The organism is Serratia sarumanii (assembly GCF_029962605.1).
Classification (GTDB): Bacteria; Pseudomonadota; Gammaproteobacteria; order Enterobacterales; family Enterobacteriaceae; genus Serratia; species Serratia sarumanii.
This window is the reverse complement of record NZ_CP124751.1, coordinates 62,956-83,787: the sequence shown is the minus strand read 5'-3', so window position 1 is coordinate 83,787 and position 20,832 is coordinate 62,956. Positions and strand designations below refer to the sequence as shown.

At 53.5% G+C, this 20,832-nt stretch carries 20 protein-coding genes; all 20 read left to right on the top strand.

Features of this window, described 5'->3' with window-relative positions:
- Positions 1-1,009 precede the first annotated feature (1,009 nt).
- The 20 genes from SSARUM_RS24480 to SSARUM_RS24385 all read left to right on the top strand — a co-directional run bounded on the left by SSARUM_RS24480 (position 1,010) and on the right by SSARUM_RS24385 (position 20,831).
- Positions 1,010-1,489, top strand: coding sequence for a transcription termination/antitermination NusG family protein (locus tag SSARUM_RS24480; RefSeq protein ID WP_128884998.1), 480 nt, complete (start codon positions 1,010-1,012; stop codon positions 1,487-1,489).
- Positions 1,490-1,853: 364 nt separating this feature from the next.
- Entirely contained in the window at positions 1,854-2,834 is a 981-nt protein-coding gene (locus SSARUM_RS24475) for a toxin co-regulated pilus biosynthesis Q family protein (RefSeq protein ID WP_128884997.1), read from the top strand.
- The gene (gene pilM, locus SSARUM_RS24470; RefSeq protein ID WP_128884996.1) at positions 2,834-3,256 is read left to right on the top strand and encodes a type IV pilus biogenesis protein PilM; all 423 of its coding nucleotides are present in this window, start codon (positions 2,834-2,836) and stop codon (positions 3,254-3,256) included. Before SSARUM_RS24475 ends, pilM begins: the two co-directional genes overlap by 1 nt.
- A gap of 21 nt (positions 3,257-3,277) precedes the next feature.
- Positions 3,278-4,909 carry a PilN family type IVB pilus formation outer membrane protein gene (gene pilN / locus SSARUM_RS24465; RefSeq protein WP_128884995.1) on the top strand — a complete coding sequence of 544 codons (1,632 nt, stop codon included), beginning with the start codon at positions 3,278-3,280 and terminating at the stop codon, positions 4,907-4,909.
- A 3-nt stretch (positions 4,910-4,912) separates the two neighbouring features.
- The gene (pilO2, locus tag SSARUM_RS24460) at positions 4,913-6,211 is read left to right on the top strand and encodes a type 4b pilus protein PilO2 (RefSeq protein ID WP_128884994.1); all 1,299 of its coding nucleotides are present in this window, start codon (positions 4,913-4,915) and stop codon (positions 6,209-6,211) included.
- Positions 6,198-6,770: a type IV pilus biogenesis protein PilP gene (gene pilP / locus SSARUM_RS24455; protein ID WP_128884993.1), complete on the top strand. Its 573-nt coding sequence runs from the start codon at positions 6,198-6,200 to the stop codon at positions 6,768-6,770. Before pilO2 ends, pilP begins: the two co-directional genes overlap by 14 nt.
- A 5-nt stretch (positions 6,771-6,775) precedes the next feature.
- Entirely contained in the window at positions 6,776-8,266 is a 1,491-nt protein-coding gene (locus SSARUM_RS24450) for a GspE/PulE family protein (RefSeq protein ID WP_128884992.1), read from the top strand.
- Positions 8,263-9,378, top strand: a complete 1,116-nt coding sequence (locus SSARUM_RS24445) for a type II secretion system F family protein (RefSeq protein ID WP_128884991.1) — start codon at positions 8,263-8,265, stop codon at positions 9,376-9,378. Before SSARUM_RS24450 ends, SSARUM_RS24445 begins: the two co-directional genes overlap by 4 nt.
- 36 nt (positions 9,379-9,414) lie before the next feature.
- On the top strand, positions 9,415-10,005 hold the full coding sequence (locus tag SSARUM_RS24440) for a type 4 pilus major pilin (protein ID WP_128884990.1): 591 nt from the start codon (positions 9,415-9,417) through the stop codon (positions 10,003-10,005).
- A gap of 54 nt (positions 10,006-10,059) precedes the next feature.
- Positions 10,060-10,545 (top strand): lytic transglycosylase domain-containing protein, encoded by a 486-nt coding sequence (locus SSARUM_RS24435; RefSeq protein ID WP_128884989.1) that lies wholly within the window; start codon positions 10,060-10,062, stop codon positions 10,543-10,545.
- Positions 10,545-11,213 carry a prepilin peptidase gene (locus tag SSARUM_RS24430; RefSeq protein WP_128884988.1) on the top strand — a complete coding sequence of 223 codons (669 nt, stop codon included), beginning with the start codon at positions 10,545-10,547 and terminating at the stop codon, positions 11,211-11,213. Before SSARUM_RS24435 ends, SSARUM_RS24430 begins: the two co-directional genes overlap by 1 nt.
- Complete coding sequence (gene pilV, locus SSARUM_RS24425; RefSeq protein ID WP_128884987.1) at positions 11,210-12,610, top strand: shufflon system plasmid conjugative transfer pilus tip adhesin PilV; 1,401 nt, start codon at positions 11,210-11,212, stop codon at positions 12,608-12,610. Before SSARUM_RS24430 ends, pilV begins: the two co-directional genes overlap by 4 nt.
- 25 nt (positions 12,611-12,635) lie before the next feature.
- Complete coding sequence (locus SSARUM_RS24420) at positions 12,636-13,094, top strand: DotD/TraH family lipoprotein (RefSeq protein ID WP_240039789.1); 459 nt, start codon at positions 12,636-12,638, stop codon at positions 13,092-13,094.
- Positions 13,091-13,879, top strand: a complete 789-nt coding sequence (locus SSARUM_RS24415; protein ID WP_128884986.1) for a type IV secretory system conjugative DNA transfer family protein — start codon at positions 13,091-13,093, stop codon at positions 13,877-13,879. The genes SSARUM_RS24420 and SSARUM_RS24415 overlap by 4 nt, the downstream gene beginning before the upstream one ends.
- Positions 13,880-13,892: 13 nt before the next feature.
- Positions 13,893-15,053, top strand: a complete 1,161-nt coding sequence (gene traJ, locus SSARUM_RS24410) for a plasmid transfer ATPase TraJ (RefSeq protein WP_128884985.1) — start codon at positions 13,893-13,895, stop codon at positions 15,051-15,053.
- On the top strand, positions 15,050-15,349 hold the full coding sequence (icmT, locus tag SSARUM_RS24405; protein ID WP_128884984.1) for an IcmT/TraK family protein: 300 nt from the start codon (positions 15,050-15,052) through the stop codon (positions 15,347-15,349). The genes traJ and icmT overlap by 4 nt, the downstream gene beginning before the upstream one ends.
- Positions 15,350-15,362: 13 nt before the next feature.
- Positions 15,363-18,593: an LPD7 domain-containing protein gene (locus SSARUM_RS24400; RefSeq protein WP_128884983.1), complete on the top strand. Its 3,231-nt coding sequence runs from the start codon at positions 15,363-15,365 to the stop codon at positions 18,591-18,593.
- An 8-nt stretch (positions 18,594-18,601) separates the two neighbouring features.
- Complete coding sequence (locus SSARUM_RS24395) at positions 18,602-19,081, top strand: hypothetical protein (protein ID WP_238476110.1); 480 nt, start codon at positions 18,602-18,604, stop codon at positions 19,079-19,081.
- A gap of 87 nt (positions 19,082-19,168) precedes the next feature.
- A complete protein-coding gene (locus SSARUM_RS24390; RefSeq protein ID WP_128884982.1) occupies positions 19,169-19,840 on the top strand; it encodes a DotI/IcmL/TraM family protein in 672 nt (223 codons plus the stop codon).
- Position 19,841: 1 nt separating this feature from the next.
- Positions 19,842-20,831: a DotH/IcmK family type IV secretion protein gene (locus SSARUM_RS24385; RefSeq protein ID WP_128884981.1), complete on the top strand. Its 990-nt coding sequence runs from the start codon at positions 19,842-19,844 to the stop codon at positions 20,829-20,831.
- The last annotated feature ends 1 nt before the right edge of the window (position 20,832 follow it).

The following is a 20,832-nucleotide window of genomic DNA, read 5'->3' as shown; positions in this document are numbered from 1 at the left end:
CCTGTCCCGAACTTATGGCGGACAGGTGTTGTTTTCTAAATTGCATGAGTTATAATCTCTCACAGGCCAGCGCCTGCTTTTGACCCCCTGATATCTGACTCTTCCGCCAAGTTGATGACAGATTTCGGGGGGTTTTTGCATTCAGGGTTTCGATAAACCCTCTTCCCTGAGCATTTCGGATATGCTCGATCCTTCCCAACCTGAAGCCTCAGCTACACATTGGATATATAAGCTTGTCTGTTCAGGCAATTATGCCCCTGAAAACAGCATAAACATCCGCAAATACTACTCTATTTTTTCTCTGGTGCAACAAAAGGATCTCTGAAGATCATTTTTTGGGCCCACAGCTCAAATTTTGATGGCTAAGTATACCTGGCAGACAGATCCCTTGCCCAAAGTTGTGCAAACAACCACCAAAAAAATGAAGCAAAAAGCATAGTCAATAGGATTACACCCAAATACAGGCGGCATAAGATGAAAACCACCCAAAATCAGAGCAAAAAACCACCACTCGTTAAAATAGTTAGGATAGTTAATTATTCTGTTTTAAATGCCATATCGATCTAATGATCTGAAAAAAGGATCATTTCCAGATCAATGGTTCAAAAAGTTGAGTTAAACAGAGTTTTTGCTCTGTTTGCACACGCTTTTACAGCATTTCAGATCGCATATAAAAGTATTTACACAATTAAAATTTGCCAATACACTTCTTCGCATACTTTAGTACGGTTCATGTAGAACAGCCAGTCCGCCAACTAGCTTTTCGGTTCCTCGTACAAGTTTTCTTCAGCCTGGACTGCATCTGATAGCATCTTATCGGCACCTCCCTGCCATTGGTGTCGGGTGCAGTCCAGGCTAAAGAGCCATAAGGGAATACAGCAAAAGCTCAATCCCTCTAAATAAGCGACTGCCAATTGAACCCGCTTGGGATCGATTTTGGCGGAGCCTGCCAAACACCTAACATTCAATTCATCATCTGTAGCTTAACCGTGTACTACGGGAGACTTTCATGGAAGGCTGGTATCTCGCCGCGCTAAAACCAGGCAAAGACAATATATTCAAAGCACAGATGATGCTTGAACGCCGCAACATTATGGCTTTCAGCCCGTTGATGTTTTCTTTTCGCCCTCGAGCTGACCGCCCTGGCCAGCAGAAAAAGGTGATCGAGCCTCTTTTTCCTGGCTATATGTTTGTCTGCTTTGACCCAGAAATTTTCCACTCGTCTAAAGTCGAGTCTTGCCCCGGTATCAGCCACCTTGTACGGTTTGCCGGAACCATCACTCCGATTCGAGAAGCTGCGATTGAAGAAGTAATGGAGCTCCCAGTCTGCGTCCAAGCTTTTTCATCAGAACGCAGGCAAAGGAAGAAACACGTTGCACGTGCGCATCTATCGCATCGTCAGCGCCAACAAATTCAAGCGCTCGCGAATGAGCATGATGGTGAGACGCGTAGCGCAATGCTCCATGCATTTATAGACGCTCTAAAATAGTCCCTCTGTTACAACTCCATAGATAGCTCCTTGCCCCTTCAGGTATCTGAAGGGGCTTTTTTTATGCTGATTGCATCTCAAGCTGAGGTCTCTGATGACACAACGCGCCATGGCTACGCGCCAGACCTATTCCATCGCGCCAAAACATAACAACATGTTGAACGAGCAGGCTGTAAACCTCACCGCGATCCTTGAACGCCCGGTAGCCTGCAGAGACGTTCTTCACGCCATTCTTGAGTTAGCCCATCAAATCGATAGTCAACGGCTGGCTCAGTGCGTACTCGACAAGGTTAAGCAACCTCGTCGGGGGCGCCGTCCACAACCGGTTAACAAGCGTGGAAGCGATTCATAGCGAGGTATAAACGTGAAAAAATGGCTACCCGTCGTTTTAGCACCCGCTGTATTGGGCGGATGCTCTATTAACAACCATTCAGAAAGGTCTGCGATCACTGCCCAGCAGTTAGTAACAACGCTAATCGAAGCGCAAGTGTCGCCTCTACAACAGGCCCAAAATGAGCTGGCTGCGGTGACTCGCGTAAAACAAACAAAAGCACCTGGTAAACAAATCATATCAACGAGCCCTTCTGCACTGGCGGGTCAGAAGTTGAGCGCGTCGATGACAGCACTACGTTTCGTAGGCAATGCACCACCACCTTCGACCCTGGCGGGGGCCGGAAGTGCGTCGTCATTGCGCGATGCATTACGTAAAATTGTGCCGACTGGTTGGACGCTGAGCTTTTCCCAGGACCTTCACCCTGATGAGCAAACACCTCAGGAATGGCGTGGCGGCGTCACCTGGGTTGATGCATTGAATCAGCTGTTGGAAAGACAAGGAAAAGTGGCACTGATTGATACTTCTCTGCACCGAGTATCCATTGCGAACAAAACAGAAGCATTTAAAGTTGCAACTACGATCAAGTCAAAGGCAGTAACCCCAAGCGCATCACCTCAATCAGTAACTCGCGGCCGCAACCCCTTCAGTGGCGGTAAATCGGCAGATTCAAAGCAAGCGGTGACACCAGCACCAACAGCCAATACATCCAAGAAAGTGATTGTCGTCCCTCAAAAGCAACATTGGCGAATAGATGCTGGCAACACGCTCAAAGATACCCTGTTCAACTGGGCAGCCAGCGAAGCATGTAACCAACCGGGGATCTCACACTGGACGGTTGCCTGGTCGACGCCAGTTAACTATCGGATTGATGCGCCATTGCAATTCGAAGGTTCCTTCCGCGATGCGCTAAACAGTCTGTTTACTCTTTATGGAACGGCTCAAGTGCCACTGTATGCAGGCATCCGTCCTCTTCAGTGTGTTATCTCCGTTGATGATAAAGAGGTGCACTGATGATTTATTGGCTCTTTGCCATATTCATAGGAATGATTGTCTGGCTGGATCCGCCACAGCAAGAACCCCCGGTATCCCTAGAGGATCAGACACTTTCCCTGCAGGCGCGCAACACGGTGCAATATCTTAATGCGATAAACGACTGGCGCTATATCCATCCTGAACAAAAAGACGGCGTGATCCCCGATAGCGCCTTTGGCTGGTCATCCGTTGCTGGGGTGCGCAATGTTCTGCAGGCTGACCGTGTGTATGTCTATCAGCCAGATAAACCTGGGTTGATGGCCGCATTGTTGGCGCAGAGCCGACATTCCGCGCTGGTTGGAAAAGTCGTCGAAAGACGACTTATCGACAGCTTTGGTAATGACATGCAGGTCAATGTGCCGGCGAGCATTATTGACGGCAGCCTGGTGTACCTCAACTAATCTCTCCTCATAAGGTTAACAATGAAAAAACACCTCCCCTTGACCGGGGTGGCGGCGACGTTGTGTTTGCTGCTTTCCGGCTGTGCGCCGCTTGAGCGCATCGATAAGATCGATAATCGAGTATCACGGGACGAAACTCAGGCAGATAAGCATCTGCATGCCCTTAAACAAGGCTCTGTGGTGCGGGATTTAACCTCTCAGTGGATCAACCCTTACCCGTTAAATGCTCAGCCTGGTAGCAATAGTTTGCTTCCTCCTTGCGCTGTGGCCATCAATCGCCCAGGGAGCATCACGCTGGCGGAAGTCAGTGCTTTCATCAGTAAGCGTTGTCGCTTGCCGGTGGTGGTGACGCCTGATGCGCAGGCTATATTGGCGCCGACTGGTGGCAAAACTGAGCAGATAAGTGGCCCCATCCCGGCGCCTGACCCAAATGGGCTGGTGCCATTAGCCACGTTGGGCGGTTCATCTGCCCGCGCGGCGCCGGTCGTCAGTGGTGGCACTGCGCTCAGGGGCGTGTTCTGGCAGGGGGAGTTAGGAGGATTGCTTGATAATGTCACCACACGCCTGGGGTTGTCATGGCGTTATGAGCAGGGCCGGATCGCCATTTTCTATCTCGATACCCGGACGTTCCCGGTCATGTTCATGGACAGCAAGGCGAGTTTTGGCTCCAAAACCGTGAGCGGCACCACTTCATCGATGGGGGCGACGGGCGACAGCAGCGGCGGTGGGCTCAGTGGTGACTCTAATACCTCTCAGGCCACTGAAATGGAAATCAAATCCAGCCTTTACGAGGACGTCACCAATACCATTAAGTCGATGTTAACGCCCGGCATCGGCCGCATGAATTTGTCCGCCGGCGTCCTGACGGTGACGGATACACCGCGCGTTCTTGAGCAGATAGGCCGTTATCTGGAAGACCGCAATAAAGAGCTCAACCGACAGGTCGTGCTCAACGTGCAAGTCTACAGCGTCGAAAAACGCACTCAGGATCAATACGGCATTAATTGGAACGCCGTATTCAACAGTGGCAGTGTCGGCTTGTCTCTGACCAATGGATTTACCGGTGCGGCTTCCGATGCGTTGAATGGCGGGGTGTCAATTCTTGATGGCAAAGGGGCGGGCACAAAAGCCTTTATCAAAGCCCTGTCGGAACAGGCGAACGTCAGCGTGATGACAGAGGCCTCGAGCATGACCACTAACCTGTCAGCTGTGCCGATCCAGGTTGCACTGCAGCAGGACTATGCGTCCAACGTCACTACGGAGAACACGGCCAACGTCGGTTCATCGAGCAGTATCACCAAATCCACGATCACCACCGGTTTCAACATGACCGTGCTGCCGTTCCTGATGCCCCAGTCGCCAAAAATGCAGCTGCAGTTTGCGATCAATATGTCAGATGACCCGACCATGCGCACGTTCACCAGCGAAAAAACGTCGGTAGAGTTGATGAAAACACGCCTCAAAACCTTTACCCAGCGCGTCATTATGCAATCCGGCCAAACATTGGTGCTCAGTGGTTACCAATCTCTCAACAACACCGCAAATCGCCAGGGCGTCGGCAGTTTCCGTTTCTTTGGACTTGGCGGCGGCGCCAACGGTGAAAATAACAAAACCATGCTGGTCATTCTTATCACCCCTGTCATTTTGGGATAAGCCATGAAACAACAGACGACCTATACGCTGCAGAATGGGAGCGCCTGGCTTGTGGCCGGGTTGCACTGGCAGTATTTGCCGCTGCGCGGACGCCGCAGCATGCGTTTGCGTGCTAAGGAGGCCAAGGCTACGCATTGGGCAGCATTGCCAACTGGTGACGGCCAGGCACAAGGCACCTTGCTGGGCACTGTTAACCTCGCCGACCAGGCTGCACTAAAAAGAGGCGGGATGGCATCGATGGCATTGGCGGTTCTGCCGGCATTGCCAGAGGCGTGTTATGGCGTTTTCCCGTTATCCAACGGGCAATACTGGTTCGTCGCTGTCAGTGACGGCATGCTTTCCCCGTTCGGTGACATCGTGGGGGATGAAACGGCTATACGCACTGCGGTGTCCAATTTTTTGGCGATCACCTCGGCGCCTGCTGCGGGGTGGATGATATATGCTCCTGGCGGCTTCTTTCCTGGGGAAGACACGGAAGATAAATCGCTCTCCGACTTGGTCGATAGCAAGGTCGGTTTGCGCCGGGCCCGGCTGAGTCAGACTCATGACCCGAAGGTGCTGTGGCTTTGGGGCATAGCAGTAGTGGCCCTGGGCGCCGGATATGTGGGTTATTCAGCCTGGGAGAAACACCAGGAAGAGGCGCGCATAGCAGCAGCTCAGGCCGCGCTGATGGCCAGGCAACAGATGGCACAACAGGCCCCGGCCGACAACCTGAAACCCTGGGCTACACAACCGCGGTTTCCACCGATGCTCAGTGCCTGCAGTCGCGTATGGAAAGACGCACAGATCTCTATTGCAGGCTGGGTTTTCAATACAGCAACGTGTGATGCGCAGGGAAAAATCATACTGCACTACACCTTGCCGAACGGTGGAACCGTAGGGGATTTTGCCTTGCGGTTACCCGTGCTCTATGGTTCAGATATTCAACCCGTTTTTAATATTCCCGGTAGCGCAGACGACGCCTCTTTTGCATTACCGGTGCCACTTTCTCCTCCTGAACATCCCGAAGATCTTCTCCCGGGTAGCCAACAAATTCAGCACTTAACCAGTTATGCCCAGCGTATCAATGCGCGCTTGCGCCTAAGCGAAATGGACGTAAGCACGCAGTTAACACAGGGCGACGTACAAAATCTGCCGTGGCGTACCTACAGCTTCACGTTCATTACTGATATTCCGCCCGATCGGTTGTTTGCACCAACGCGCTTCAACAGCAGTGGAATAAGGGCGTCCAGCATTACGACCACGCTAAAAAACAACCGTCTGGAATACACCATTGAGGGACTTCTGTATGCCAACCGCTAAATCCAGAGTAACGCCCTGGGCGTTGTGCCTAGTGCTGATTGCACCTAGTGTCTTCGCCGCACCGGTCGCTGACATACCGGCGGCCCCGCCCGCTTCACCGACGGTGAAGCCACCCACGACAGCGGATCTTCCTCTGCCGACCACGTTCGCGCGCGCGGAGGCTGGGCTTGCGTTAAATCTTGGGCAACTGGAGGTCATCCAGGCAGAGACAGTGCTGTACGAGCTCCAGCTGGCCAGGGCCAAGGCGCTGAATGAACTGCAAAAGAACGGGTATGACCGTGCACTGGATCAGCCTTTCAACCCGGCGCCACCTTCTCAGGACAACAAATCCGAGGTCAAGGGCGCGGTGCAAGATGCTGCTCCACCGCAGATTGTGGAGATCACCGGAGCGGGTAAAGGATTCACGGCCGTGCTGGCACTCAGCAACGGCAATCAGGTTACGGTGCAGGTGGGGAATCGTATCCCGGGTACGGAGTTCGTTGTTAAACGGATCAACATCAATGAAGTCGTGGTCTCCGGGAAGAACCAAACACTGGTCTCTCTTTCCTTTGCGGGGTAACCCATATGTATGAGAAACGTGGTTCAACCTATATCCATTTAGATCTGGCCAATACCGATGCCCCAACGCTGTATGTATCTGACGCACACAATAATAGTCTGGCCGTCACGTCAGAGATTGCCGGCGCGTTTAAAAAATACCCCAGACTGCAGGTTAAGCGGGTTCAGCTCGACAAGCTGAAAGAGTTGCAGCAAAGCCAGCTCACTGAGAACCCCAACGCTAGCGAATATTCCGTTCAACAGGCGAAGATTATTAGCTTCTTCAAGGATGCCAAGATGAAAGGCGCCAGTGATATTCATCTGCTGATCGGGATGAATGATGTGACGGTGGTGCAGTTTCGTGTTCATGGCGATCTTGAAACGGTGACAACGCTGGATTGCGCGGAAGGGATGACGCTGGCGTCAACGATTGTGATGTCGATGTGCGATGTGGCCGAGAAGAGTTTTAACCCCAATCGCGCTCAGGATGGGCGGGTGCGTAAAGAGTTTCTGCAAGGGCTTCAGCTCTTCGGCGCGCGTTATGCACATACGCCGGCAGAATTCGGTCTGTATGTGGTCATGCGCATTTTACCCGATGAGGGTAAAACGCCGCCTACGCTGGACGAACTGGGTTTTCTACCGGAACAGCAAACCCTTATTCGCCGTATGCTGGCGCGCCCTGAAGGCGTCATCACCCTGTCCGGCCCAACCGGTTCCGGGAAAAGTACCTCCCTACGTACATTCAGCGAAATGTACCTGTCGTTTACCGGGCATCGAAAACGACTGATGACACTGGAAGATCCTCCGGAAGGGTTGATTATCGGGGCGGTACAAACCCCCATCATTGCCGATAAAAACGATCCGGATGCTGTTAGCCGTGCCTGGGTCAGGTCTATTTCTGCCGCATTACGGCTAGATCCTGATGCCATGGTTGTCGGCGAAATTCGTGATGCCAACTCGGTTAAGTCTGCGTTGACGGCGGCCAAGTCAGGACACCTGGTGGAAACCACGCTGCATGCGAATGATGCGGTCGGCATTCTTGATCGCCTGACCGATACTCTGGGTATCCCCATGGGCCAGGTGGCCGACCCTCAAGTCATGATTGGCTTAATCGCGCAGCGGCTGGTGCAGCTGTTGTGCCCTCACTGCAAGAAACGCTGGGAGGCGGTCAGAGCAAGTCTGGGAGAGGAGAAAAGAGCGCTGCTTGAACGCTTTTGTCAGGTCGAAAAGCTGGCTTTTCGCCATCCTGCGGGATGTGAGCACTGTTACAAAGGCGTAATCGGCCGGCGGGTCATTGCTGAAGTCATTCGTCCCGATGCCAGATTCATGGAGCTGTTTCGCCATGAGGGCAAACTGGCTGCGCGCAGTTATTGGGTGAACAAGCTGGGCGGTATCACGCGCGGTCAGCACCTGATGCGTTATCTCAATGAAGGATTGGTCGACCCGATTGATGCGGACTATATCAGCCCGCTGGACGAGGACAGCCTGACATTATTACCCCCGGAGGCTGCATCATGATTTCCCGTTTGCGCGAACGGTTGACGGCGCTACGGGACAGGATGCCGTCATCGGAAACAATGAATGAAGCGGTAGGGCGCTGGTTGGCGCAAAAGACGTTCTCAACCGCTGACCGCCTGACGCTCTACGAGGATCTGGCTTTCCTGCTCGACAACAACCTCAAAGTTGAGAAAGCCATCAATTCAATGATAGGGAGCTTCGGCAAGAAACGCCCGCCGGTGGTCTATTGTCTGGAGGATATGCTCAGTGCCCTGCGTCAGGGTCGGTCAGTCGACCAGGGATTGGCGTCCTGGATACCCAGGCAGGAGGCCGCCATCCTCAGTTCCGGCGTTCAGGACGGCAACCTGGCTGCTGCCTTATACCGGGCGATCACCGTGGTGCAGGGCATGGCGAATATGAAATCAGCATTGGTGTCCACGTTGGCCTACCCGATGCTGTTGCTGGCAATCTCGTTTGCCATGATGAAGATGGTCACAGTCTATTTCCTTCCCCGCCTGGAGTCATTGTCTGGCCGAGATAATTGGACTGGGGCGTTGTGGTGGCTCAGCACCATCTCAGAATTCTTTGCCAATCATGCAATTATTCTTGGTGGGTTGATACTCCTGCTGATTGGCTTCGTCGTTTGGTCGATGCCGAACTTGACTGGAACGATGCGGCAGCATGTTTTAGATCGTCTATTGCCGTGGAGCGTGTATCGCGACGTGCTGGGAGTGGGTTTTTTACTTAATTTCAGTGCGTTGATGCGTGCTCAGGTGAAGACGGAGGATGCCATCGACATGCTGAGCCGTTATGCACCGCCCTGGTTGTATGAGCGATTGGCCGCTACCCAGCGTCAGGTTAGGCAAGGTGACCACCTCGGGTTGGCGTTGCGCAATGCCGGCTACGGATTCCCCTCCCCGCGTGCTATCGACAAACTGGTCCTGCTGACCGACGGCGATAATGCTGAAATCATTATTGAAAATTTTGCACGTGCCTGGCTTGTGCAAACTGTAGCCCGGATCAAGCGGACGGCGTCTTTGCTTTCTTACATCGCATTGGGCACCAACGCTGGCTACATGATCCTGATCCTTCTGGCCACACAAAACCTCAACGACCTCGTGGGCACACGCTAGACCGTCCACTCTCTACGATACCTAAAGGAAATAGTAATGGAACTCACGCAAAACACTCGCTCGGCTGTCAACCGTGGTGCAATAACTATGATTGAAGCAATGATCTGGTTTGTTATTGTCCTTGCTGTATTGGCTGTCGCTATCACACAAGGTGGCGGTCTGTTTAATCGTAACGATGGCAACACAGAGTACAGTAATGCTGCGGAGCTCATGACCAATACCCGCGCCATGTTGAAAACATCCGGCATCTATAATTTTGCCGCCGCTGACGCCATGACCGGTGCGCTGATCCAGTTCGGGGGGGCGCCGGCCAACATGTCGGTTGTCGGTACCAAATCCTCGGGTAGCGCCAAGTTGCAAAACCTGTGGGGGGGCGCTGTCACCGTGCAACCCGTGGCAACGGCCGGTGGGCAGAAATCCTCCTTCTCTCTGACTTACGCGGCCGTTCCTCAAGAGGCGTGCATTACTCTGGCCACCAAACTGAGTGCAGCGCCGAGTGTTGTTACCACCATGGTAAACGGCACATCGACGAATGGCGCGATCGCTGCCAGCGCCGTGGGGGCGCAGTGTACTGCCGATAAAGGATCTGTTGGTCAGAACACCCTTACCTTTACCAGCAACACCTGATGCCCATCCTGCCGGCAACGTTCTGTTGCCGGCCTTCATCTGGAGTGCATTCTCATGTTGTCTTCCTTTCAACGAGCCCTGGCCTGTCTGGCGCTGGGCTGGGCACTATTTTTCTCGTTGCCGGCACAGGCGTTCTGTTTTAACGAGGCGGGTGCGCGCTATAAAGTTGATCCTTTATTACTTCGCTCAATGGCGACTGTCGAAAGCAGCCTAAATCCTCAAGCCATTGGAAAAAATCGCGATAAAGCAGGACGAGTTACCAGCCGTGACTTCGGGCTGATGCAAATCAATGACCGACATATTCCCCAGCTGCGTGCGCTGGGCCTCATCCGCAGTGAGCAGGATTTGCTGACCAACAGCTGTCTCAACGTGCAGATCGGGGCCTGGATATTGGCAAAGCACCTCAAACAATGCGGGGTAAATTGGCAATGCCTCGGCTCCTATAACGCCGGATTCGCAGATAACAACGGTCCGAGGCGTATGATTTACGCGCGGAAAGTGTATGCGATGTACATGAAACTGAAAGGAGGTGCTGCCTGATGGCTTTGTATCTCCTGAAGTTCTCTTTGCTGATGGTATGCGCCAGCGCCACTCTGTTTATTGGCACCCTGCCGTTGGTTCATCGAGCGAAAAAATTCTTGCTTGAACATGATGGTCCGCCCCTCACTCGGCTGCAGATCAGAGGCGTCACAATAGTTTTCGTCGGCACCGGTACTGCACTGATCGCAACAACGGCCCTTGTGGGCCATCCCTGGTTAGGTACCGTCAAAATTCTGGGGCTGCTGGCCTGGGGCATTCCCATGGTACTGCTCGATTTACGCAATTACTGGCTACCGCTGCGATATACCTCGGGTTTTTGGCTGACAGGTCTGCTGTTTACCGTGATGCCAGGAAGTGCACTTACCCTGACTGAGGCACTTACAGGCAGTATCGGCATGTTTTTGTTCCTCTATGCCTTTCACTACGGCGCCAAGCATCTGCGGGGTGAAGAAGGGTTCGGCATGGGCGATGTGCATTTGATCGCCGCGCTGAGCGCCTGGTTTCCCTGGCAGCTCGCCAGCGTGCTGAGCGGATGTGCATTATTGCTGTTTATCGCAGGGGCATTACTGATGAACAAAAAGACTCAACCTTATGCTCCCTGGCTATTCATGTTACTGGCGGTTGTAGCCGGTAGCTCCCCTCAATTGCTCTCTTCAGGTGCCCTATGACTGCTGAAATTGCCACTCATCGTATCAACCGTGGGGGTGCGCTGGTTTCTATGGCCATCGTTCTGGCGATCGTGTTGATTGCCGCTCCTATTGGGCTGGAAAGATATTCGAACTATATAGAAGAACAAACATGGGTCGTCACCGCGACGCACCTGAGCACAGTGAGCCAAGGAGCTCGTCGATACGTGAAAGATAACTACGACACCTTGCTGAATCAGGTCAAAGGGGGCGGCAACGTCACGCTAACCGGTCAAACCCTACGCGACAAAGGATATTTGCCGGCAGGGTTTTCTCTGACCAACAACAACGCCCAAACCTATATTCTTGCCGTGACACGCAATCCTTCGCAAACCGACAAACTGGTCGCCTTTGTACTGACTGCCGGCGGTCAAAATATTACGTTCAAGGGCCAACGCTATATCGCTCAGAACACGTCTGGCTTGGGGGGGTATATCGAACCCGTCAATGTTGCCAACGGCGCCGGCGGAGGCTGGCAGGTCAACCTGTCTAATATGGGACTGAATGGCCAAAGTGGCCATCTGGTTGCGTATCTGACGTCGGATATATTAGACGGAGGCACTGAAGAGAGTGACCGTCTATACCGCTATCAAGTCAACGGGCGACCAGACCTAAATAAAATGCACACCGCTATAGATATGGGGGGGAACGATCTAAACAGTGCCAATAACGTTAACGGGAAAAGCCTGATAGCACGGGAAAACGTCTGGTCAGACGGCTGGATTGGCGCCAACGGGGATGTCCGCTCTAACGGGGGCTGGCTTATCACAAAACACGGAAAAGGTTGGCTCAACGAAGACCACGGCGGTGGCCTTTATATGGACGACAACGACTGGATCAGATCAGTCAACAATAAAGGGATCTACACCGGTGGCCAGCTCAAAGGCGGAACGGTTCGAGCCGATGGACGAGCCTCAGTAGGCGAATATCTACAGCTTGATGGCCAAGCACAAGAGAACACCGGTTGTTGGCCAAATGGCTTGGTTGGCCGCATGCCTGACGGAGGTCTGCTTGTCTGTCAAAACGGTGTCTGGCGCGGCACAGGGAAAAGCAACGGTGCTTATCAAAGTCTGGGCTATCACGAAGGTATTTTCTCTGGCTCGAACCAAGGGGCATCGACGCTTTGGATCATCGCGAGCGGGGGCCAATCGCCCAAACGATGGGATGTTGAGGATGGCAGTTGCATTAACACTTATGCTTTAGAGGCAACCGTAAACGGCATGAATGTTGCCAGCAGCATTAACAATAACGTCCAATGGGCGAAACAAACTTCCATTACCTTCGCCGTTCCGGCGGGTGCAAGCTACAACGTGATCTCCAACCCTTTACCAGCTCATAGCTGCGGGCCGGGCCAGTTTAACGTTCTCAGCTATCAATAATTCATATCTCGCAGGACATCCTCTCATGAAACGTTTACCTATGATCGCCGCCCTGTTCGGTTTAAGCGGCTGCGTCTGTACGCCAGCGCCGCACTCTATTGTCACTCCAACAGCGGCCGTCACTCCCGCGGCGCAGTCAATCCAGAACATCACAGCGACGCTCTATCAATCTGAGGCGCTGAACCAAGTGCGCCCAGTTTTATTCACACCCAAGATCACCGCCAATTCACAACGCATTACTGTCGATTGGGATGGTGATGCCATCGAACTGCTCAGCCAACTGGCTCACATGCGCGGCTTGTCATTCGCCTATACCGGCGTGCGACTTCCGTTGCCACTCACATTGCATGCCAGCGACGTCACCTTCGAACAAGTACTCCGCCTTGTGCGAACGCAAATAGACTGGCGGGCACAGCTTGAACAGCAATCGCATGAGCTGCGTCTGTTCTTTATGTTGCCCCTTAAAAAAGGAATGCCAGCATGAAAAAACTCGCTCTTGCCCTCGGGCTGGGGTTGCTCAGCACGGCGGCCGGTGCGGCCGTTCTGGAAGGGGGCCCGCCCCCAGATATCGGGGCTTACTTGTCGCCAAAGGCACCGGATAAACATGGATTGAACGACACTCTCTGGCAGCTGATGAACGAAGCTGGGCAGACCGTGGGGTTCCGCGGCGGCAAAGCGCAGCGCGCCTGGGAGCTGCAGCAAGCTTTAAACGCCCAAAACGACGCACTGAACAGAATGTACACCTTCGCACCACTGATTAGCCGTCAGGGTTGGTTACCGCCGGTCATAGTTGCTTCAGAATCGTTGGCACACATTACTGACAGGCAGATTCGCACAGCAAATAAGACTTACAGCATCCTGCTCCCTGAAAGGTTCGTCAGTAATCCGCCCACCTGGCGACAGTATTTGCTGGCTGGGTTGACTATCAATACTGATATTCCCACTGACATCCGCCCAAAGAACGGAAATGAAGAAGCGGTGTGGCGCGCGGCGGTAGAAAAAGGTTGGCAGGACGGGCGCGAGAGCGCTGATCGCACGCTCGAGAGCAATTTCAACCGCCTGACGCGCGATTACACCGGCATGTTGCGTTACACCACGCTGCTACAGCAAGGGATCATTACCCCGCCGGTCGTCAGTGAACAGCTGCAGACAGTCACGGGTTCCCGCGACAAGGTGACGATCGGTGATCGTACCCGTGAGCTCAAACAGCACGCTGGATTCGAGCTGGATAAAAAGCGCTGGAAGCCAACGGTTAACACCCGACAATAAAACAGGAGCATTGATGATAGCCCTCACCGATTTTGACTTCAGCGGGGGGCTTACCCCCGACAGACTCCGTGAATTTTTCATCCATTGTTACCGCCATAAAGTTTCCGATATCCATCTGCAAAGCGGCAGCAAAATCGTCGTGGATCATCATGGCCGTAAGGTTACCGCCAGTCAGTTCCCGCTGGATCACGCCAAACTGTTACACCTGATCGACAGTATCTATACACCTGATATCAAGGCCATGGTGCAAAGCGGCCAAGGCGCAGATCGGCCATTACAGCTCGAAGGTGACAATACTGGCCGGTACGGGCTGGCGCGCGGGGAGCGCGTCCGTTTTCGCAGCAACTTCATTCAGGCTTCGATTGGCGCGCTTAATACCGCTATGGCAGTGACGCTGCGTGTCATTCCAACCGCCATCCCCCCATTGGACAGCCTGGGATTGGAAGACGACCTGCGCCAAAACCTGTTGCCCCTCGATGGCCTCGGTTTGGTTTGTGGCGTGACCGGCTCAGGTAAATCAACCCTGTTGGCGTCGATATATCAGCACTACGGAGAAACTCACCCGCACGGGAAATTGGTGACCTACGAAGATCCGGTCGAATACCTTTTCGGTGGGCCTACCTGGCAGCTACGACCCCAGCAGTCGGAAATCGGCCGGGACGTTCCAAGTTTTGCCCACGGGCTCCGTCTCTCATTACGCCAGGCACCGACCCTTATCGGGGTTGGTGAAATTCGTGACCTGGAGACTTTGCAAGCAGCAGTAGCGTGCGCCCAGTCCGGTCACCTGACACTCAGCACTTTGCACGCATTTTCTCCTGGCCATGCATTTTCTCGATGCATCCTAATGGCGCCGGCCGATGCTCGCGAGCAAGTCGCCTTCGACCTTCTCGATGCATTACGTTTCCTGATCGTTCAGCGTTTGCTGCCGACCACCGACGGTAAACGCCAAGCGGTTCGGGAATACGTTCTGCTTGATGAAGCATGGCGCCGAAAATTGGGTGAAGTTCACTACTCGCGCTGGCCAGAAATGATTAACGGTGAACTTGCTGCGCGGGAACATCGCATTGTTGACCACACATGGCGACTGTTTACCGCCGGGCGTGTTGATGAAGAGACCGCGAAACAGGTCATGGGCTATCCGCTGTTTACTGCGAGAAACAAGGAGGGTTCATGAGCAAAAACAATTCCCCCTGGATCGACAGCGGTGGGAAAGACTACTCACCCTGGCTCGACAGCGGTCGGCCGGCAACGATCCTCGGTATTCCCGTTCTGGTGTACCTGTTGTTCCTGCTTTGCGCCATTTGGCCATCCATGATGACTTTCATGTTCTGCCTGCTCGCACTCGGCATTTACAAAATTTTGTCCCTGTTCGGATTAACCCCAACGGTGTTGTTTCAGCGTCTCCACCACCTACTCCGCGGAACCTCAGTTACCGGCCGTCCCTGGTGGTATCGCAAGTTTTTCGAATAAGTAAGGAAACCTCATGATAGCTACCGAACCCACCTATTTGGTGATCCCCGTTGAACAACGCAAAGAAGCGTTTCGCGCAGCGGGAAAACTTCCGGATGGGGGCAACGCCCTCACCTTCGATAACGAAGCTAAATCCTGGTATGCCAACCCTGGGGCTGACCTCAGCAAACTCGCTAAGTGGCGCATCGATCCCACACTGGCCAAACCTGAAAAGCAAGGTGATGCAAAAAGGGAGTTCCAAGATTTTATTGAGTCTCTAGGCGGCGTCTTTGATAGACGAAACATGCTGGAAATGGATGGCAAGACACACCGAATTGCTATGCAGGACGACAAGCCGGGAAAAAAATCCGGTGTGTACGTTGGTCACCTCAACGGTTTTATTAACGGATGGTTCGCCGACCACAGAGACGGAGGAATGAGGCACACTTGGTCATTGGCTACGGAAAAACCCGATCCGGCCGTTCTGGCGCATCAAAAAGCGCTGGCAGCACAAGAACGCTACAAGCGTAACGAAGAAATAAAAAACGAACAAAATGTTGTCGCTAAAACCCAGAGTCGCATTTACGCACAACTCTCACAGGCCAGCCATGATCACCCTTATCTTCAACGAAAAATGGTCAAAGCATCTTCGGGAGTGCGCCTCGATCGCCAAGGTAACCTGAAAATTCCCCTGTGCAACGTCGACGGTGAGATTCGTTCTCTTCAAACCATAAAGCCGGACGGCGCCAAGATGTTGACCAAAAACGGTCAGAAAGAGGAATGTTTCTTCGTCGTCGGCGGTACGCTTAAGAATGGCTCCCCCATTGTTATGGCAGAGGGATACGCCACCGCAGCCAGCGGCGCAATGGCACTGCATCACCCAGTGGTAATGACCGTCGACTCCGGCAACTTGGTTAAAGTCGCTGGCGCGCTGAAAAATAAATACCCCGATAGTCCCATGATTTTTTTAGCAGATGACGACTTGCCTAAGCCGAAACGTCCGGGAAATCCAGGAAAAGAAAAAGCAGAAGAAGCCGCGGCACTAACCGGTGGCATGGTTCTATTACCAACGTTCAGCCCGGAGGAACGCCGGCAGGAGCTAACGGACTTCAATGATCTACATATTACTCACGGACTGGCGGCACTGAGCGAACAGCTATCCCCGGTGCAGGCAATGCTAAAACCAACTCATCAACAAGAGGCAACCATGCCAAATACTCCGGTCGTACCAGAGATGACCAACCCGGAACCAGATCATGTGGCTAACGACACAGAAATCGTAGCTATTCCGCCAGTGCTTACCGATGAACCTTCTGAACCTACACCTAACGTCGTTGAATCAGCATCAGATCAGGTATTGCCCGATCACGTCACTGCCAATGTGCCAAACGAGTTCACCGACTACAGCCATATAGCAGACGCCGTCATGGAGAATGAGGCTCTTATAGAAAAATCAAAAACGGCAGAAATTGCCCCTATCGTTATTCCATCTCCTCCTTCTGTAGATGAGCAGCCCGCATCTAGAGATCACAAAGAACCTGTAAATCCGACAGCTTTTGCACCTATTTCCAGCTCGGAGGCAGAAGACTCCGTACCGGAGAAACCCGTTTCTTTTGCCAGTCGGCTGGCGCCGCGACCTGCAGTAGAAAAAGAACAGGCTGATCCAACTTCATCTTCTGCAGAAGTCGACGGTATCCACATTGAGACGCCTATTGGTAGCCAGACGCGCGCGGCGAAACCATTAGATCTGGATGCCTTAATGCAACAGATCACTCATGAAATGGCAGCAGACGGTCGTTCAGTGAAATATCTTTTTGCCGGCGAAGCGGCGTTTGTTGACCACGGTGATCGCTTGTTGATGGCGACTGCCCAAGCCAGCCAGAACGACGCCATGATCCTGAGTGCTCTGTTGGTTGCGCGAGAGCAGTACCGTGGTCGTATTGAACTCACCGGCAGCGACGAATTCAAACAACGTGCCATCACATTGATTGCGGAATACAACCTCGACCTCAAAATGAAGAACGCCCAGCAGCAGGTGATGCTTGAGGAAGCAAGGCAGCGCCTCACCGACGAACCCGCCCCCGCTGACAAACCGTCACCGGCGGGATCACCGATATCCGCGATTGTCCCTGAAGCAGCGGAACCCAATAAATCCTCCGTTTCGATGCAATCAGCAAACGCCTTGCCGCCAGAGCTTCAACCGGTATCGCTGCCACAAGAGGCGGCGCAAAATGCCAGTCGTGCTGAAGGCGAAGCGGGATTGACCGGCACATTACTCGATCATGGACAGGCCAAGTACAACTTCGATAACTCTGAGAGTAATAGTTACTACATCAAACTGCGTACAGCAGACGGAGAGAAGTTTGTCTGGGGCAAAGAACTGTCTCGGGTAGTACCGGAGAGTGGCTTGACCAAAGGCGATATCGTCACGCTAACCTGGCTCGGCCGCAAAGAGGTCACCGTAGAGGCAAAAATGCGAGACCCACAAGGGAAGGTAGTGGTAGACAAACACGGCGTAGAACAAACGGAGCAGATCACCACGCACCGCAACCATTGGGAAATAAAGCCGGCTATCGACCCCTCATTATTAGTTCGGAACGAACAGCAGTTGGCGCCGCCGGCGGCGCTGCATGCTTATGATATGACGCATTATCACGCACTGCAGCAACAGGTGATCCAGCTGGCAACCGAGGCAAAACTGCCTATTCCTCCAATGCCAACACTGCAGCACGGACTGGTCTGGTTAAAACCTAATGGGGAAGGTACCGAACCTCCGTCAACACGTCCTGCAGTTACACCTCTACCGGCCCACACCCAGGATGCAGGCACCGCGCTAATTAAAACACTGGATGCGGAGAAACAACTCAAATTGCTTCTGATCAAAGGGCTCGGCGACTATGTACAGGGAATGGTGAAATATCAGGATGCATATCACCCAGTACTCGGCAAACTTTGTACTCATACCAATGGTCATCGCTATTTGACGCTCAACATTATCACTCCTGAAGGCCTAACACCGATCGGTCATGGTAATGCCATCAACAATGAGGAAGGTGCTAGCAACGCTTTTGTGTTCAATCTCAAAGGCGAAAAAGAGCGGTTGTATGCCCCTCTCGTTGAGCCGGCAAAGTGCCCGCCGGCGCTGCATAAACAATTGGGGTTCACGCGCGAGTACACGCCTCCGGCGCACACCCCGCAGCGCCGGGACGACGTGCCGGAGAATACAGTCAAACCCGCAACCGCATTCCCTCGCCCAGGGGCATAGGAGCTCTCATGATCCGTCAACTTTTCCTGGTCGCATTATTAATTGGCAATGTTTCTCTATCGGCGCACGCCGCCAACTGTCGGGCGGTATCTGCCGCGCAGGTGGGTGCGCAAGCGGGCTATGAAAGAGATCGTAAAGCTGCCGAGGCCTGGTCGCAGCGTGAAAACCAGGTATCCGGTGGCTTGCAGCAATGCCTGGGTAGTATCAGCACGGCCATAACAGTACCGACATTTGGTGATCTCAGTGGGATCCTCAATGGCATCAAGGACAAAGTTTGCCGCGCGGTACGTGACAAGATCCAATCTTATATACCCAGTAAAATAGACCCATGGGGTGACCTGTCGTCCCAAACTGGCGGTTTGGTGACAACCCGTTCGATGAACGCGGCGCCAACCTACACGCCAACCACCTACAGCCAGTCTGCTACTGTCGCGCCAACATCGGCCGGCAACAGCGGCAATTCCGATGGGTATATTTTCTCCCGATAATCCACCGCGCATTCGCGCGATGTTCAGCCATAAACGCGATCCCCCGTCCAGTTCACCTGCGACGGGGTTCACCCGTGGACAGTCACCATGAAAAAGCCAGTTACCCCGCCTGCTTCTGCAGGTGAAGCGCCCTACGCAGCTGCCGTGGCGCAGCATATTGCCAGTCAGCTCAACGCCGATTTTGCCCGTCGTTCTCTGGCGGTTAACTTGTGGCAAAGCGTCACTCTCGTCGTATGTGCGTTTATTATCGCCATACTGGCGTATGTCGCCTTACACCCTCCAGTGAAGTATTTCGCCACACAGGATGGGCAGATCACGCCGCTTTATCCCACTGATCAACCGGCCTATAGCGATATCAACGTGACCGACTTTGGCGCACAGGTATTGCGTGAGGCATTTACGCTCGATTTTGTGCATTATCGCAGCCAGATGAATGCGCTACAGGCACGTTTCTCAGACGATGGATTCCGCAGTTATTACACCGCCCTGACCACCTCCAACGTTTTGACTGCAGTGAAAGACAAAAAGATGAACATGTCGATTATGACCTCCCCCGGCGTAGTGGTTAGCAAAGGAACGCTCGAGAACGGCATTTATGCCTGGAAGATCCAATATCCGATAAAACTCAAGCTCACCGGCCAAGTGACATCGTTGCCCGAACAGTCATTTGTGATGTCACTGCTTATCCAGCGTACCGACCCCCGTCTTAAACACACCGGCATGGAAGTGTCCCAGCTCATTACTTTCGAGGCTAAATAACATGAAAACCCCTCTGACCGGTTTGCTTCTGCTGACCCTGGCGCAAGCAGCAGGCGCGGCTACAACCGAAGTTGCGCCTGCCCCCGCCTGGAAACCGGCACAAACGTTGAGCGAGGCACCTGTCAATGCCCCGCAACATGTCCCCGTAACAACAACACCTGAGCCAACAACGTCCTTACCGGAGGATGGCTCGCCACCGCTGCCTTTGCCGGCGCTGGATTATGCCCAAAAGCAAATGGCGCCGCTCTCACCACGCGAGGTGGACAGCCTACGTAATACTTTTGACCAACTTCAACGCAGTGAAAGCCGTTCACCGGTAACAGCGGTACCACGGGTTAGCTCTCTGACAGTCAACCTGTCGCCAGGTGCCTCATTGCCGATGCTCCGCGCCCTACCGAATTTCCCGAGCTCTGTTTCGTTTACAGACGAAACCGGGGCGCCGTGGCCGATTGCAGCACCACCTCTTAATGGCAACAACGCTGGTTTTGAAGTGAATTACATTCCCGACAGCCCAGCTATGTCCGTTCAGGCCCGGCGCGCTTACGACACCGGCAGCGTAACGGTCTACCTGAAGGGATTACCGGTTCCCGTCGTCATAGCACTGACCAGTGGCGAACCGGACAACGCCGGCAGGGCCCAGATCACCGACAGCAGTCTAAACCTGAGGATCCCTCTTCGCGGACCATCGGCAAAAGCCCTGCCGATCGCACGCGAGAAAATCAGCCTCGATAATCCTACGCTGCAGGCGTTTCTGGACGGCGTCCCGCCCGATGGCGCCCGTCATCTCAAAACTGGCGGTGGAGTTCCGTTGACTGCCGTTTGGCAGATGGGAGACGACCTCTATATCCGCTCACGAAGCGAATTACGCGATGCATTTGTTGAAACCTCTTCCGCGGCTGACGGCACCCATGTGTGGAAACTGCCGCTCACTCCGGAGGTGGTGTTCTCTGTGCAGGGCCGCAATACACCACTGACCATCAATCTGGAGTAAC